This is a genomic window from Mogibacterium kristiansenii, from assembly GCF_009695905.1.
Taxonomy (GTDB): Bacteria; Bacillota; Clostridia; order Peptostreptococcales; family Anaerovoracaceae; genus Mogibacterium_A; species Mogibacterium_A kristiansenii.
Window position 1 is genome coordinate 83,800 of sequence record NZ_VUNA01000004.1, and the last position, 15,070, is coordinate 98,869.

General features: G+C 56.4%; 14 protein-coding genes. 12 read left to right on the forward strand and 2 right to left on the reverse strand.

What is annotated here, in order from left to right; genetic code table 11:
• Positions 1–6 precede the first annotated feature (6 nt).
• The 7 genes from FYJ65_RS03060 to FYJ65_RS03090 are packed head-to-tail and all read left to right on the forward strand — an operon-like array spanning position 7 to position 5,960.
• Positions 7–915 (forward strand): nitronate monooxygenase, encoded by a 909-nt coding sequence (locus FYJ65_RS03060; protein WP_154553884.1) that lies wholly within the window; start codon positions 7–9, stop codon positions 913–915.
• Positions 916–941: 26 nt separating this feature from the next.
• Positions 942–1,973, forward strand: coding sequence for an NAD(P)H-dependent flavin oxidoreductase (locus tag FYJ65_RS03065; RefSeq protein ID WP_154553885.1), 1,032 nt, complete (start codon positions 942–944; stop codon positions 1,971–1,973).
• A gap of 27 nt (positions 1,974–2,000) precedes the next feature.
• Entirely contained in the window at positions 2,001–2,939 is a 939-nt protein-coding gene (locus tag FYJ65_RS03070; RefSeq protein ID WP_154553886.1) for an ACP S-malonyltransferase, read from the forward strand.
• Between the two features lie 33 nt (positions 2,940–2,972).
• Entirely contained in the window at positions 2,973–3,707 is a 735-nt protein-coding gene (gene fabG, locus FYJ65_RS03075; protein WP_154553887.1) for a 3-oxoacyl-[acyl-carrier-protein] reductase, read from the forward strand.
• Between the two features lie 24 nt (positions 3,708–3,731).
• The gene (fabF, locus tag FYJ65_RS03080) at positions 3,732–4,964 is read left to right on the forward strand and encodes a beta-ketoacyl-ACP synthase II (protein WP_154553888.1); all 1,233 of its coding nucleotides are present in this window, start codon (positions 3,732–3,734) and stop codon (positions 4,962–4,964) included.
• Between the two features lie 30 nt (positions 4,965–4,994).
• Complete coding sequence (gene fabZ, locus FYJ65_RS03085) at positions 4,995–5,426, forward strand: 3-hydroxyacyl-ACP dehydratase FabZ (protein WP_154553889.1); 432 nt, start codon at positions 4,995–4,997, stop codon at positions 5,424–5,426.
• Positions 5,427–5,477: 51 nt separating this feature from the next.
• Positions 5,478–5,960 carry a MarR family winged helix-turn-helix transcriptional regulator gene (locus FYJ65_RS03090; RefSeq protein ID WP_154553890.1) on the forward strand — a complete coding sequence of 161 codons (483 nt, stop codon included), beginning with the start codon at positions 5,478–5,480 and terminating at the stop codon, positions 5,958–5,960.
• A 716-nt stretch (positions 5,961–6,676) separates the two neighbouring features.
• On the opposite strand, the gene FYJ65_RS03095 is transcribed toward FYJ65_RS03090, so the two are convergent.
• Positions 6,677–7,168, reverse strand: a complete 492-nt coding sequence (locus FYJ65_RS03095) for a methylglyoxal synthase (protein WP_154553891.1) — start codon at positions 7,166–7,168, stop codon at positions 6,677–6,679.
• A gap of 251 nt (positions 7,169–7,419) precedes the next feature.
• Between FYJ65_RS03095 and FYJ65_RS03100 the strand changes: the two genes are divergently transcribed.
• The 5 genes from FYJ65_RS03100 (at position 7,420) to FYJ65_RS03120 (ending at position 13,982) form a co-directional block, all read left to right on the forward strand.
• Positions 7,420–8,244 (forward strand): 4Fe-4S binding protein, encoded by an 825-nt coding sequence (locus FYJ65_RS03100; RefSeq protein ID WP_154553892.1) that lies wholly within the window; start codon positions 7,420–7,422, stop codon positions 8,242–8,244.
• A 196-nt stretch (positions 8,245–8,440) separates the two neighbouring features.
• Complete coding sequence (locus FYJ65_RS03105) at positions 8,441–9,832, forward strand: beta/alpha barrel domain-containing protein (RefSeq protein WP_154553893.1); 1,392 nt, start codon at positions 8,441–8,443, stop codon at positions 9,830–9,832.
• Between the two features lie 2 nt (positions 9,833–9,834).
• Entirely contained in the window at positions 9,835–11,766 is a 1,932-nt protein-coding gene (locus FYJ65_RS03110; RefSeq protein WP_154553894.1) for an aconitate hydratase, read from the forward strand.
• A 20-nt stretch (positions 11,767–11,786) separates the two neighbouring features.
• Positions 11,787–12,953: an isocitrate/isopropylmalate family dehydrogenase gene (locus FYJ65_RS03115; protein ID WP_328603034.1), complete on the forward strand. Its 1,167-nt coding sequence runs from the start codon at positions 11,787–11,789 to the stop codon at positions 12,951–12,953.
• A gap of 87 nt (positions 12,954–13,040) precedes the next feature.
• Positions 13,041–13,982 (forward strand): AEC family transporter, encoded by a 942-nt coding sequence (locus FYJ65_RS03120; protein WP_154553895.1) that lies wholly within the window; start codon positions 13,041–13,043, stop codon positions 13,980–13,982.
• A 605-nt stretch (positions 13,983–14,587) separates the two neighbouring features.
• Here FYJ65_RS03120 and FYJ65_RS03125 read toward each other — a convergent pair.
• Positions 14,588–15,001, reverse strand: coding sequence for a hypothetical protein (locus tag FYJ65_RS03125; RefSeq protein WP_154553896.1), 414 nt, complete (start codon positions 14,999–15,001; stop codon positions 14,588–14,590).
• Positions 15,002–15,070: the final 69 nt, after the last annotated feature.

Genomic DNA, 15,070 nt, shown 5'->3' on the forward strand with positions numbered 1-15,070 from the left:
GAGAATATGAAACTGAATCAGATTTTGGGAACGCAATTCCCGATTATGCAGGGCGGTATGGCTCAGGTGGCAACCGGTGCGTTCGCGGCGGCGGTATCCAATGCGGGTGCGCTGGGAATCATCGGCACCGGCGCCATGAACGGCGAGATGATGCGAAAGGAAATCGAAACCGCGAAATCCCTGACGGACAAGCCCTTCGGCGTGAACCTCATGATGATGAATCCGGACGTGGAAGAGATGGCGCAGATCATTGCGGAAGAGAAGCCGTCCGTTGTCACCACCGGGGCGGGAAATCCGGGCAAATATGTGAAGATGTGGAAGGAACAGGGCATCAAGGTGATTCCGGTGGTTTCCTCCGTAGCCCTGGCAAAGAGATTGGAGCGGGAAGGCGTGGATGCCATCATCGCGGAAGGAACGGAAAGCGGCGGCCATATCGGAGAGCTCACCACCATGGTGCTGCTGCCTCAGGTGGCGGATGCGGTTTCCGTACCGGTGATCGGTGCCGGCGGAATCGCTTCCGGAAGACAGATGAAGGCGGCGGAAATCCTGGGTGCAGTGGGCGTTCAGATTGGTACGGTGCTTCTGGGAAGCGAAGAGTGTCCAATCCATGCGAACTACAAAAATGCTCTGATTAAGGCAAAGGACCGCGCCACCGTGGTGACCGGCCGAAGCGTAGGTGTTCCGGTGCGGGTACTGAAAAACGGCATGACCCGAGACTATTTGGAGCTGGAGCAGAGCGGTGCCGAGAAGATGGAGCTGGAGAAGTTCACATTGGGTGCCCTTCGGAGAGCGGTACACGAGGGTGACGTGGACCGGGGATCGCTGATGGCGGGACAGGACGCTTCCTACATCAAGGAAATCCGTCCCCTGCGCGTGATTCTGGAAGAGATGATGAAGGAATACGAGAGCCTGTAGAGATTGCAGATGGATAGAATCGAGGAATGAATATGTACAAAAAATGGCAGGTGCCGATCATTCAAGGAGGCATGGGTGTTGGAATCTCCATGGGCTCCTTGGCGGGAGCCGTTGCCCGGGAAGGTGGCATGGGGGTCATCTCCACGGCGGTCATCGGTTTTCGGGAAGAAGACGCCTGGACCCATCCGGTGGAAGCGGGCATTCGCGCTTTGAAAGAGGAAATTCGAAAAGCCCGGGAAATCTCGGAAGGAAAGGGTGCCATCGCCATCAACGCCATGGTGGTTACCACGGAATACAAAGAGCTGGTGAACGCGGCCATCGAGGCTGGCGTGGATGCGGTTATCTCCGGCGCGGGGCTGCCCCTGGAGCTTCCGGAAATTGCGGGAGACCGGGATGTGATGCTGGCGCCGGTGGTATCCAGCGGCCGGGCGGCGCGCTTGATCGGCCGGGCGTGGAAGAGACACGGCCGGAAACCGGATTTTATCGTGGTGGAAGGTTCCGATGCCGGCGGTCACTTAGGATTCTCCGAGGACGATCTGCTGGCTCACGAGACACAGTCGCTGGAAGACATCGTGAAGGACGTGGCAGCGTTGGATCCGGAAATTCCGGTGTTCGCCGCCGGCAGCGTTTTCGATGCCAAAGACATTCGCCGAATGACCGCCGCCGGAGCGGAGGGCGTGCAGATTGCCACCCGGTTCATCGCTACGGAAGAATGCGATGCCTCCCCGGAATTCAAAAAAGTGATTCTGGATGCGCAGGAGAAGGACCTCCGTATCATCCAGAGTCCGGTAGGACTTCCGGGAAGAGCGGTGGATTCCCCGCTGCTGCAGCGGGTGGACCGGGAAGGCCGCATCGCGCCGAAGCGGTGCCGGAACTGCATTCAGAGCTGCGACCCGAGCAGCACCAAGTACTGCATCAGTCAGGCGCTGATTCAGGCATTCCATGGCAATTGGGAGGAAGGGCTTTTCTTCTCCGGGGCCAACGTGGGCCGAATCCATGGGATGACGACGGTAAAAGAACTAATGGATGAATTGAAGCAGGGCATCTGCCCGGAATAGGGGCGGATTCCTGCAAAGGAGTAAAGCATGAAAACAGCAGTTTTGTTCGCCGGTCAGGGCAGCCAGACCGTGGGAATGGGAAAAGACCTTTATGACAATTACGAAGAGTTTCGCCGGGTGTTCGACCTGCTGACTCCGGAGGAGCAGCAGATTGCGTGGAACGGACCGGAGGAGCAGCTCAGCGACACGGCCTACACTCAGCCGATTCTCTTGGCATTCGGTGCAGGCGTCTATGAGATTCTTCACAAGGACGGCTGGACACCGGATCTGGGCGCCGGACTGAGCCTGGGAGAATACACTGCGCTGACGGCGGCACAGGTGCTGACCCCGAAGGACGGGGTGGAGCTGGTTCGTTTTCGGGCCGAAGAGATGAAGAAAGCCGCTGCCGGTATCCGGCCGGAAATGGTGGCCATCATGGGGCTGGATGCAGATCGGGTAAAAGAATGCTGTCTCCGAGCCGGGGAATCCGAAGGGGTTTCCGGCGTGGCGGAGATTACCAACCTGAACTGCCCGGGTCAGATTATCGTTTCCGGTGAAGCCGGAGCGGTGCAGCGGGCGGCGGAACTGGCGCAGGAAATGGGCGCTCGGCGCTGCATGAAACTGAACGTAAGCGGTCCTTTCCACACTTCTTATATGAAGCCGGCGGGGGACGCTCTCCGGGAGCGATTCGGACACGTGGACTGGAACGAACCTGTTTTTACCCTGATGTACAACTTTATCGGGGATGAGAAATCGGAAGGGGACGCGATCCCGGAACTTTTGGTGAACCAGGTGTCCAACGGCGTGAAGATGGAAGCCATCATTCGAAATATGCTGGCGACCGGAGTGGAACGAATCGTTGAGATTGGGCCGGGCAGCACCCTGGCGGGATTCGTTCGGAAAATTGACCGGAAGGCGGAGTGCATCAGCATCAGCTCCTGCGAGGATGTGGAGAAGGTGCGGGCGCTGCTGAAGGAAGAGGCGTAGTGATGCGGCGGAAGTGCCGATAAAGGAGAGATTATGAAGCAGACAGCGATAGTCACCGGAGGCAGCCGGGGCATTGGAAGAGCCGTGGCGGTGCGCCTGGCGAAGGATGGAATGAACCTGGTGATCAACTACCGAGGGAACAGCGCAGCGGCGGAAGAGACGGAGCGGCTCTGCCGAAAGCTGGGAGCGGAGGTACTCCTGGTGCAGGGCGATGTGTCCCGCGCAGAGGATTGTGAGAAGCTGGCGGCGCAGGCCAAAGAAGCGTTCGGCCGGGTGGACGTGCTGGTGAACAATGCGGGAATCACCCGAGACGGGCTGTTGGCACGCATGACGGAAGAGGATTTTCGGGCGGTGCTGGATGTGAATCTGGTGGGTCCGTGGAATATGATGAAGGCCGTGAACCGCATCATGATGAAGCAGCGGTACGGCCGAATCGTGAACCTGTCCTCCGTAACGGGGCTGATGGGCAATATGGGACAGACGAATTATGCGGCGGCCAAAGCTGGAATCCTGGGCATGACGAAATCCTACGCTCGGGAAGTGGCCAGCCGGGGAATCACGGTGAACGCCGTGGCACCGGGTTTTATCGATACGGATATGACGGAGGCGATGCCGGAAGGCGCCAAGGATAAAATCGTCACCGGAATACCAATGGGGCGCACCGGAAAGCCGGAAGACGTGGCGGAAGCAGTGGCTTTCCTGGCGAGCGAACAGGCCGGATACATTACGGGCGAGGTCCTGCGGGTAGACGGCGGAATGGCGATGTAGAGGCAGAGATAAGGAGAGAACAGGATGAAAAGAAGAGTTGTGATTACCGGAATGGGTGCCATTACACCGGTGGGACTTTCCGCAAAGGAGACCTGGACGAACGTTCGGAACGGCGTGGTGGGAATCGCCCCGATTGAGACGCTGGACACCGAAGAGCGGCAGGTAAAAGTAGCCGGCGAGGTCAAGGGCTTCGATCCGACGGAAATCATGGACAAAATGGAAGCCAGACGGAGTGCTCGTTTTACCCAGTTCGCCATCAAGGCGGCGCTGGAGGCTTTTGAGCAGAGCGGTCTGGACATGGCGCAGGAGAATGCCCTTCGCTTCGGTGTAAATATCGGAAGCGGAATCGGTTCCCTGCAGACCATTGAGCAAGAATACCGGAAAGGACAGAAGCGGGGCTTCGACCGAATCTCTCCGCTGTTCGTGCCGATGGCCATCGTGAACATGGCGGCGGGTTCCGTTGCCATCCGCTTGGGATTCAAGGGAAGCTGCACCTGCTGCGTGACGGCTTGCGCATCGGGCACCAACTCCATTGGCGAGGCCTTCCATGCCATCCGGGACGGATACTTTGATGTTATGGCCGCCGGCGGTTCGGAAGCCTGCATCAGCGACCTGGGGCTGGGCGGTTTCAGCTCTATGAAGGCACTGACCACGGCGGAGGACCCGCTGCGGGCGTCCATTCCTTTTGACCGGGAAAGAGGCGGCTTTGTCTTGGGCGAAGGTGCCGGCGTGCTGATTCTGGAAGAGTACGAGCATGCAGTGGCAAGAGGGGCGGAAATCCTGGGAGAAATCGCGGGATACGGCGCCACCTGTGATGCTCACCACATGACCGCTCCGCTGGAAGACGGAAGCGGTGCGGCTGCCTGCATGACGATGGCGATGGAAGACGGAAATGTGCGCCCGGAGGAAGTGGGATACATCAACGCCCACGGAACCGGAACGCCGCTGAACGACCGATGCGAAACCGCTGCGGTAAAGCTGGCCTTCGGAGAGTCCGCATCCAACGTGGTGATGTCCTCCACCAAGTCCATGACTGGCCATCTGCTGGGCGGCAGCGGCGGCGTGGAAGCGGTGATTACCGCCAGCATGCTGCGGAATCAGTTTGCACCGCCAACGGCAGGCTATCAGGTGCCGGATGAAAATTGCGACCTGGACATCTGTCCGAACGAGGGGAAAGCGGTGGAGACGCAGTACGCGCTGTCCAATTCTCTGGGCTTCGGCGGACACAACGCCACCCTGCTGTTCCGGAGAGTGTAATCATAGAATCAAAGGATAAATGGAGAAAAAATGGAACTGAATTTTGAACAGATTAGAGAGATACTTCCCCATCGCAGCCCGTTCTTGTTGATTGACCGGGTAACCGATCTGGTGCCCGGCGAATCGGCGGAGGCGGTAAAATGCGTCAGCGGCAACGAACCTTTCTTTCAGGGACATTTCCCGGAAAAGGCCGTGATGCCGGGGGTGCTGATCCTGGAAGCGCTGGCGCAGACCGGTGCGGTGGCAATTTTGTCCCTTCCGGAAAACGAAGGGAAACTGGCCTTTTTCGGCGGCGTAAAGAACTGCCGCTTCCGGAGACAGGTGGTTCCCGGAGACGTACTGAATCTACGGTGCTACCTGACCCGCATGAGAGGCAGCGTTGGTTTTGGGGAAGTGGAGGCCACGGTGGACGGCGAGACGGCCGTTACCGGTGAGATTTCTTTCGCAATCGGCGAGGTGTAAGCTATACTGAATCCGTTTTTTCTGATATAATCACGGATGAGGTGAAACAAAATGCTGGAACGAAATTTTCAAAGGGTCTATAACCGATTCAAATTATCATTATACGCCCGGATTTTTAAAGAGGACCGGGACGGGGGAAAGGATTCCCTCACCACACAGGAAGTGATTTCCATGGAAATCATCAACTGCATGAACGAACCGACGGTGAACGAATTCGCCGCCATGGCCACCCTGTCCGCGCCCAATGCGGCGTACCGGGTGAACCAACTGGTGAAAAAAGGCTATATCGAGAAGGTTCAGAGCGACACGGATAAGCGGGAGTTCCATCTCCGGATTACGCCGAAATACGAAGAGGATTACGGAGATATCTTCAACTACATGAACATGGTCTGCCAGCGGATTCGGAAACGCTTTCCGGAGGAAGACGTGGAAAAGCTGGACGAAATGCTGGGCATTATCGTGTCGGAGCTGATGAAGGAAACCGATGTGCTCCGCCTGGTTGCCGGACGAGGCAGCGGCCGGGGAAGCGAGTAGCATGAGAAAGTGAACCGAGTTCGGCCTCGGACTGAAACCGGAAGCCCGGCGCAGCCGGATTGACTCGCCAAACGAGTTCAAAACACCCTCCTTTTGCGGGAGGGTGTTTTTATGGGATGAAATCGGCCGGTCTCCGAAAAGTCTCTCGAACTTGGTGCAAAGGAAACGAAGGAACAGGGTTTTGCGGGGAATCGTGCACCAAGCCTGCGCCGGCCGTTCGCCGAAAAGGCACCCGGACTTGGTGCAAGGGAAACGAAGGAACAGGGTTTTGCGGGGAATCGTGCACCAAGCCTGCGCCGGCCGTTCGCCGAAAAGGCATCCGGACTTGGTGCAAAGGAAACGGAGGAATAGGGCTTTGCGGGGAATCGTGCACCAAGTCCGCACCGGCCGTTCGCCGAAAAGGCACCCGGACTTGGTGCAAAGGAAACGGAGGAATAGGGCTTTGCGGGGAATCGTGCACCAAGTCCGCGCCGGCCGTTCGCCGAAAAGACTCCTGGACTTGGTGCAAGGGAAACGGAGAAACAGGGTTTTGCGGGGATTCGTTCACCAAGTCCGCACCGGCCGGACGCCGCCGCGCAAAGTCCGCGCCGGCCGCACCAAAAAATAACAAAAAGCGTGAAAACACCCGGAGCCTCCGGGTCCGTTCCGCTTTTGTCGGGTCTTGCCGACAGTCAATATTTCCTCGGTTTTGATGGTTTTAAATTCGCCGGTTCATCCTATTCCCCGGAACTGTCGATTTCTTCCTGGATGTCCTGAACCCTGCGCTGATTCATATCGGTGTAATCCTCGCTGATGCAGGTGTATTCTCGGTTGAAGAAATCGCTGTGAATCATAAAATCCGCTGTGGATCGGTTGTTGGCAAACGGCACATCGTACACATTGGCAATTCGAAGCAGCGCCTTGATATCCGGATCGTGAGGCTGGGCTTCCAGCGGGTCGCTGAAGAAAATCACCATGTCGATTTTCCCTTCCGCAATGCGGGCTCCCACCTCCTGGTCGCCGCCCAGAGGACCGCTCTTCAGCGCTTCTACCGGAAGTCCCGTGTTCTCGGAAATCAGCCGCGCGGTGGTTCCGGTTCCGCAGAGGAAATGCTGTCCCAGAATGTCCCGATTCTTCTGACACCACCGAATCAATGCTTGCTTCTTGTGGTCGTGAGCGATCAGCGCAATCCGCTTCTGCAGGCCGAGTGTTCTTGTAATATCCGCCATGTTTTTTACCTCCTTATATGCGTTCAGTATAGCATTATTCGGAAAATGTAATATCCCGAAATTGTATTTTTGCAGAAAAATTTCTGTAAAAAAAGGGACGAAAAGTGCGGAGGCGACCGACACATTTCTGTGGAAAACTATTTCTGTTCGTCACATCATTTCTTCACAATGCGACCATTTACAAAACGCGGGATGTGGTAAAATTCTAGTGTATAGAAATGTAGAGTATTGATTTTTTATAGGGAGAATCCATGATTAACAAACTTGTGGGATTGTATTTCAGCCCCTCCGGCGACACCGCGAGGCTGACCAAAAGAGTAGCAGAGGAAATCGCGACGCGCATGGACGACGCCTGCATTGAGAACCTCTCTGTATCATATATCGATTTGCTGCGCAATCCTCTGATGGAGGACTGTACTTTTGATGAGGAAACAATTGTGGTGATTGGGATTCCGGCGTTTACCGGACGGGTGCCCCTGCCTTGTGTTAAGATGATTCAGAAAATGCACGGCAAGAATACCATGACCGTCTGCTTGGTGGATTACGGCAACAGCTCCTACGGAGATGCGCTGTACGAGTTATATACCTTTATGGAGGACCAGGGATTTTCCGTGCTCAGCGCCGGAGCATTCGTCTCCCAGCACGTAATTTTCAAAAAAATAGCGGCGTGCCGTCCGGACGTCCGAGATCTTCAGAAGGTAAAGGAATTCTGTGAGCTTACCTCCCGCAAGCTGCACCGATTCTGCGGCACCATGATTCAAGAGCTGCGGGCGAAACCGGCACCGCTGGACATCAAGGGGTCCATTCCTCACAAAGCCCCTCTGCGCTTGCCGCTGCACCCGACGCCCAACAAGCACTGCACCAATTGCGGAGCCTGTGCACAGATTTGCCCCATGGGGGCCATTAATCTGAGGGATGTGCGAAAGGTGGATGTGCGGAAGTGCATTTCCTGCACCGCTTGCATCCGGGCATGTCCGGAAGGGGCGCGGGATTTTCACGGACCGATGTGTGCGGCTTCCGGCTTGGCGCTGGAGAAGCTGTATAGCAAAAGAAAGGACCCGGAGTGGTTCCTGTAAATATTGAATACAATCTGCGGCAATCGGAAGCCTCCGGTGCTGCGGATTTATTTTTTTATTTATTTTTTTACAAAAATAAACATAAAGCATTGTTAAAAAAACCATTGACAGGAGAAAAACAGGGGGTTAGAATACAAGTATACAATTTTAAAAGAAGGGGGCGCATGGTGCCCGAACAGCGTAAGAGGTAAGAGATATGAATGAAATTAAACTGAACGAGCGGACCCATCTTTTGCAGGAAGAGCCGTACAGCTATCAACTGCAGGATGTGGAAGAGCCGAATTTGATGCGGGAGTTCTTCGAATATACGGAGATTCCGAAAGTTTCGTTCAACTTCCGGCGGAGCCCGTACAATATGCCGGAGAATATATGGATTACGGATACCACTTTCCGGGACGGACAGCAGTCTCGGGAGCCGTATACCGTGCAGCAGATTGTGGATATCTACAAAATGATTTCCAAACTGTCCGGACCGAATGGCATTATCCGGCAGACGGAGTTTTTTGTATACAGCGACCGGGACCGGGAGGCCATCGAGAAGTGCATGGACCTGGGATTGAAGTTCCCGGAGATCACCACGTGGATTCGGGCGAAGAAGGAGGACTTTAAGCTGGTGCACGATATCGGCGTAAAGGAGACCGGCATCCTGGTAAGCTGCTCAGACTACCACATTTTCACGAAGCTTGGAATGACAAGACGGCAGGCCATGGAGCATTACCTTTCCGTAATCAACGATGCCTTTGAGGCCGGCGTGGTGCCGCGGTGTCACCTGGAGGATATTACTCGGGCGGATTTCTACGGATTCGTGGTGCCGTTCGTGAGAGCCATTCAGGAAATGTCGGAGCAGGCGAAGATTCCGGTGAAATTCCGCATGTGCGATACTTTGGGATACGGAATTCCGTATGTGGGAACGGCGCTTCCGCGAAGCGTACCGGGCATCGTCTACGGCATGCAGAACTACTGCGATGTGCCCAGCGAGATGCTGGAGTGGCACGGCCACAATGACTTCTACAAAGCCGTAGCCAACGCGGCCAGTGCATGGCTGTACGGATGCGCTTCGGTGAATACCACCCTGTTCGGCATCGGAGAGCGTACGGGAAATGTCCCGATGGAAGCCATGGTATTCGAGTATGCACAGCTGAAGGGAACCCTGGACGGGATGGACACCACGGTAATCACCGACCTGGCGAGATACTATGAGAAGAAGATCGGATTCAAGGTACCGCCGCAGACTCCTTTTGTGGGAGAGAATTTCAACGTGACCAAAGCGGGCATTCACGCAGACGGATTGTTGAAGAACGAAGAAATCTATAATATTTTCGACACCAAGAAATTCCTGAAGCGTCCGCCGCTGGTTTCCTTGAACCAGAATTCCGGTGCGGCCGGCGTGGCGCTGTGGATTAACGAATCCTACGGACTGGAGGGAGAACACCGGGTCGGCAAGCACAGTCCGGTAGTGAAATACGTGAAGAACTGGATCGATGAACAGTACGCGAACGGCAGAATGTCCATCATCAGCGGAAAAGAAGTGGACAAGAAGATTGATGAATTTATCGCCTCCGATATGGGGACAGAAGGAGAACAGTAAAAATGGGTAAGACAATTGCGGAGAAGATTATTGAGCAGCATCTGCTTTCCGGGGAAATGAAGCCCGGGGAAGAGATTGGTCTTCGAATCGATCAGACGCTGACCCAGGATGCCACCGGAACCATGGCGTATCTGGAGTTTGAATCCATGGGCGTGGATCGGGTTCGCACAGAACGGTCTGTGGCTTATATCGATCACAATACATTACAGTCCGGTTTCGAGAATGCGGACGATCACCGGTACATCCAGAGCGTTGCGGCGAAGCACGGCATCTGGTTCTCCCGTCCGGGAAACGGCATCTGCCATCAGCTGCAGTATGAACGCATCGGAAAACCGGGAAAGACACTGATCGGTTCCGATTCCCACACACCAACCGGCGGCGGTCTGGGTATGCTGGCCATGGGTGCCGGCGGAATGGACGTGGCGGTTGCCATGGGCGGCGGTGCGTATTACATTCCAATGCCTCGCATGATTCGGGTGAACCTGAAGAACCGGCTGGGCGACAATGTGAGCGCCAAGGATGTGATTCTGGAAGTGCTGAGACAGCTGTCCGTAAAAGGAGGCGTGGGTGCCATCGTGGAGTACGGCGGGGAAGGAATTCAATCCCTCAGCGTGCCGGAACGGTGCACCATCACCAATATGGGTGCGGAGCTGGGGGCCACCACCTCGATTTTTCCATCGGATGAGGAGACGCGGAAGTTCCTTAAAGCCCAGAACCGGGAAGAAGATTGGATTCCGCTGTTCAGCGATGAAGATGCGGTATACGCAGCGGAGTATACCATTGATTTGAGCGAGCTGAAACCGCTGGCGGCATGCCCTCACAGCCCGGACAACGTGAAGCCGGTGGACGAATTGAAGAAAATAAAGGTGGATCAGATTGCCATCGGATCCTGTACCAATTCCTCCTATGCGGATATGTTGAAGGTAGCCAGAATGCTGAAGGGAAAGAAAATCGCCGACGGCGTCAGCCTGGGAATTTCCCCGGGGTCCCGCCAGGTGCTTTCCATGCTGGCGGAGTGCGGCGCTTTGGCGGATATGATTGATGCCGGTGCCCGGATTCTGGAATGCACCTGCGGTCCATGCATCGGAATGGGCTTCTCCCCGAATTCCGGCGGCGTGAGTCTGCGGACCTTTAACCGAAACTTCCTGGGCCGCTCCGGAACCAAGGACGGACAGGTGTACCTGGTGAGCCCGGAAACTGCAGCGGCTTCCGCTCTGACGGGATATATCACGGATCCGACGACCCTGGAATCCGTAGGAAAGGTAGAGATACCGGAGCAGTTCCGGATTAACGACAGTGGTTTTATTCCGCCGCTGCCGCCGGAAGAGGCGAAGGATGCGGAAGTGCTTCGGGGACCGAACATCAAGCCGTTCCCGGAAACCCACCCGCTGGAAAATGAAATTCAGGCGGAGGTCCTCCTGAAAGTGGGCGACAACATCACCACGGATCACATCATGCCGGCGGGCGCCAAAGTGCTGCCGTACCGTTCCAACATTCCGAAGATTTCCACTTTCTGCTTCGGCGTAGTGGACGAAACCTTCCCGGAGCGGGCCAAAGCGGCGGGCAAGGGAATCATCGTGGGCGGATCCAACTACGGTCAGGGATCTTCCCGGGAGCATGCGGCATTGGCGCCGCTCTACCTGGGCATTCGGGCGGTAATCGTGAAGAGCTTTGCTCGAATTCACATGGCCAACCTGGTGAATGCAGGGATTCTGCCGCTGGTATTTGAGGACCCGGCGGACTACGATCGGATCCGGCAAGGCGACGTGCTGACCCTTTCGGATATCTTCGAAGGGTTAAAGGAGAACCGGGTGATTCTTCACGCCGGGGAAAAAGAAATTCCGCTGCGAATGGAGCTGGCGGAAAGGCAGAAGGAAATGCTCCTGGCCGGTGGATTGCTGAAATATGCGGCAGCGACGGGTAAGCAGAGATAAAAGGGAAAGAAGGAAAGACAGTGGACTGCGGAGTTGAAAAGGATATTCAGAAAGCGGTAGCGGAATTTGAAGTGCTGCTGCGGGAACAGGTAGCGCGAAATGAACGGATTCGGAAGAGTCGGGAATCCGCCGGAAACGGCAAAGAAGAAGGCCGGGGCGTGACCATCGGTCTGACGGCGGGAGACGGCATCGGGCCGGTCATCATGAAAGAAGCCCGGGCAGTGCTGGAAAAACTGCTGGCAGAGGAACTGGCATCGGGTGAGGTGCGCCTTCGGGAAATCGATGGCTTTACCCTGGAAAACCGGCTGGAGAAGGGACAGACCGTTCCGGACGAAGTGTTGACGGAGATGCGGCAGTGCGACGTGCTGCTGAAAGGACCCACCACCACACCGAACGCATCCATGAATACCAAGAATCTGGAAAGCGCCAACGTGTACCTGCGGAAAACCTTTGACCTGTATGCCAACGTGCGCCCGGTTTCCATTCCGGAGGAGGGCATCGACTGGACCTTCTTCCGGGAAAATACGGAAGGGGAATACGCGTTGGGAAGCCGCGGCATTCGAATCGGCGACTCCTTGGATGTGGATTTCAAGGTGACCACCCGGGAAGGAGCCCTGCGAATCGCTCGGGCTGCCTTCGATTTCGCCCGGGCCAACGGAAAGAAGCGAGTGTCCATCGTGACGAAGGCCAATATCATGAAGAAGACAGACGGTGACTTCCTTCAGATTTGCCGGGAGGTGGCGGAGGAATATCCGGAAATCGAGACGGACAACTGGTTCGTGGACATCATGGCGGCCAACCTGGTGAACAAGGATATTCGAAACCAATTCCAGGTGTTCCTGCTGCCGAACTTGTACGGGGACATCATCACCGATGAAGCCGCGCAGATTCAGGGGGGCGTAGGCACCGCCGGAAGCGCCAACATCGGAAGGGATTACGCCCTGTTTGAAGCCATTCACGGAAGCGCTCCGCGCATGGTGGAAGAGGGCATCGAAGGCTATGCCAATCCGGCCAGCCTGATGAAGGCGACGGCGATGATGCTGGCCCACATCGGATATGTGGAAAAAGCGGAACGTCTGGAAAAAGCTTTGGATGCGGCGGATGCGAAGCTGGGACCGAAGATGACCGGACTTCCGGGCGGCGGAACCTGCCGAGAGTTTGCGGACGAGGTGCTGGAGGCGCTGTAGGCAAGGTGTCGGAAATGTTCGCCTTCCCAAAAACTCTTTTTGTGGTACAATATTCCTCGTGAATATAAAGAGGAATGGGAGCGATTGATGATACATAATTTTATCGTGTGCTTAAATGCAGTCATCCCGCTGGTGCTGTACCTGGTGGTGGGAATGCTGGTGCGAAAATACAGCGTGCTGACGGAAAAGGATGTGCGGAAATTCAACAAGATGGTATTCGCGGTGTTTTTTCCGGCGCTGATGTTTGAAAATCTCTATTCGGCGGATATTTCGGAAGCCTTCGACGGACGGCTGATTCTTTTTGCCTGCCTCTTCGTGCTGGCAGTGTGCGGAATCACCTGGGGAATCGTAGTTCGCATGGACATACCGGACCGAACCCGGGGCGCCATGATTCAGGCGGTGTACCGGAGCAACTTCATCCTCATGGGGCTTCCGGTGGCGGAGAACATCTACGGCAAGGGCTGCGTGTCGGTGACGGCGGCGCTGATCATGTTCGTGGTGCCGCTGTACAACTTCTTGGCGGTCATCGTGCTGGAATACTTCCGGGGCGGCCGGGCGAATTTGAAGTCCGTGCTGAAAAAAATCTTGACGAACCCGATCATCCTGGGTGCGGTGGCGGCGATTCTGGCGCTGGCGCTGAACATTTCGGTGCCGTCTGCGGTGAACAAAACCATCTCCGGAATGTGCGATGCCACCACGCCGATTGCCATGATTCTGCTGGGCGCATCCTTCAACAAGAGCAGCGTTCATGCGGGCAAAAAAAATCTTACGATATGCGTTCTGGCCCGGCTGGTCATCGTACCGGCGATTGGCTTGGGGCTTGCGGCGATGCTGGGCGTCCGAGACGTGGCGCTGGTTTCCCTGATTGCCATGATGGCGGCGCCACCGGCAGTTTCCTCCTATACCATGGCGGAGGCGATGGACTCCGACGGCGAGCTTGCGGGAAATGCGGTGATTTTTGCCACGCCGCTGTCCTGTGTGACCATCTTCCTGTGGCTGTTCCTGTTCAAGAGCTTGGGAATGTTTTAAACAAAAAGTCTGTTTTTCACTGGCTACCTATTGAAAACTGCATTTTTGGCGGAATAGAACGACCGAAGTCAACGAGACGAAAAGAGCTGCGGCGGCAGCTCTTTTTCTATTCCCGATTCCGAGCGCGCGGTCTTCCCTGTTGGCGCCTTGCTCCCCGCAAGCCCTTGCTCCACCGTCGGGTCACGCCAACATAGGCGCCGTTATCCCGGCGCGCGGGCTTTCCTGTTGGCGCCTTGCTTCCCGCAAGCCCTTGCGCCTTCGTCGGGCCACGCCAACAGAGGCGCCGTTTCCCCGGCGCGCGGCCTTCCCGGTTCGCGCCTTGCTCCCCGCAAGCCCTTGCGCCTTCGTCAGGCCACGCCAACAGCGGCACCGTTTCCCCGGCGCGCGGGCTTCCATGTTGGCGCCTTGCTTCCCGCAAGCCCTTGCGCCTTCGTCGGGACACGCCAACAGAGGCACCGTTTCCCCGGCGCGCGGGCTTCCATGTTGGCGCCTTGCTTCCCGCAAGCCCTTGCGCCTTCGTCGGGCCACGCCAACAGAGGCGCCGTTTCCCCGGCGCGCGGCCTTTCCGGTTGGCGCCTTGCTCCCCGCAAGCCCTTGCGCCTTCGTCAGGCCACGCCAACAGGGGCGCCGTTCCCCCGGCGCGCAGCCTTTTCGGTTCGCGCCTGCCAGCCGGCAAAGCCAATAAATTCGGTTTTCGAGCGCGAACCCTGGAACGGAAGGAAGCGGAAAAGCAGCCCGGACTCAGGTTCGGTTCGCGCCTGCCAGCCGGCAAAGCCAATAAATTCGGTTTTCGAGCGCGAACCCTGGAACGGAAGGAAGCGGAAAAGCAGCCCGGACTCAGGTTCGGTTCGCGCCTGCCGGTCGGCAAAGCCAATGAATTCGGTTTCCGAGCGCGAACCCTGGAACTGGAAGAGGCGGAAAAGCAGCCCGGACTCAGGTTCGGTTCGCGCCCGCCGGCCGACAAAGCCAATGAATTCGGTTTCCGAGCGCGAACCGCCGGCTCGGAATGTGTGAAGCAAAAAACACAGGAATTCCCATCCACTTCCTTGAATGAGTGCTAGGACTCTGTTAAAATTAAATACGTTGAA

What these genes read in the sequence shown, in the direction of transcription:
- fabZ (WP_154553889.1), top strand. Translation starts at nt 4,995, where the DNA reads ATGGAACTGAATTTTGAACAGATTAGAGAGATACTTCCCCATCGCAGC.
- FYJ65_RS03060 (WP_154553884.1), top strand. Translation starts at nt 7, where the DNA reads ATGAAACTGAATCAGATTTTGGGAACGCAATTCCCGATTATGCAGGGC.
- fabF (WP_154553888.1), top strand. Translation starts at nt 3,732, where the DNA reads ATGAAAAGAAGAGTTGTGATTACCGGAATGGGTGCCATTACACCGGTG.
- FYJ65_RS03070 (WP_154553886.1), top strand. Translation starts at nt 2,001, where the DNA reads ATGAAAACAGCAGTTTTGTTCGCCGGTCAGGGCAGCCAGACCGTGGGA.
- FYJ65_RS03100 (WP_154553892.1), top strand. Translation starts at nt 7,420, where the DNA reads ATGATTAACAAACTTGTGGGATTGTATTTCAGCCCCTCCGGCGACACC.
- FYJ65_RS03095 (WP_154553891.1), bottom strand. Translation starts at nt 7,168, where the DNA reads ATGGCGGATATTACAAGAACACTCGGCCTGCAGAAGCGGATTGCGCTG.
- FYJ65_RS03105 (WP_154553893.1), top strand. Translation starts at nt 8,441, where the DNA reads ATGAATGAAATTAAACTGAACGAGCGGACCCATCTTTTGCAGGAAGAG.
- FYJ65_RS03090 (WP_154553890.1), top strand. Translation starts at nt 5,478, where the DNA reads ATGCTGGAACGAAATTTTCAAAGGGTCTATAACCGATTCAAATTATCA.
- FYJ65_RS03120 (WP_154553895.1), top strand. Translation starts at nt 13,041, where the DNA reads ATGATACATAATTTTATCGTGTGCTTAAATGCAGTCATCCCGCTGGTG.
- FYJ65_RS03065 (WP_154553885.1), top strand. Translation starts at nt 942, where the DNA reads ATGAATATGTACAAAAAATGGCAGGTGCCGATCATTCAAGGAGGCATG.
- fabG (WP_154553887.1), top strand. Translation starts at nt 2,973, where the DNA reads ATGAAGCAGACAGCGATAGTCACCGGAGGCAGCCGGGGCATTGGAAGA.
- FYJ65_RS03110 (WP_154553894.1), top strand. Translation starts at nt 9,835, where the DNA reads ATGGGTAAGACAATTGCGGAGAAGATTATTGAGCAGCATCTGCTTTCC.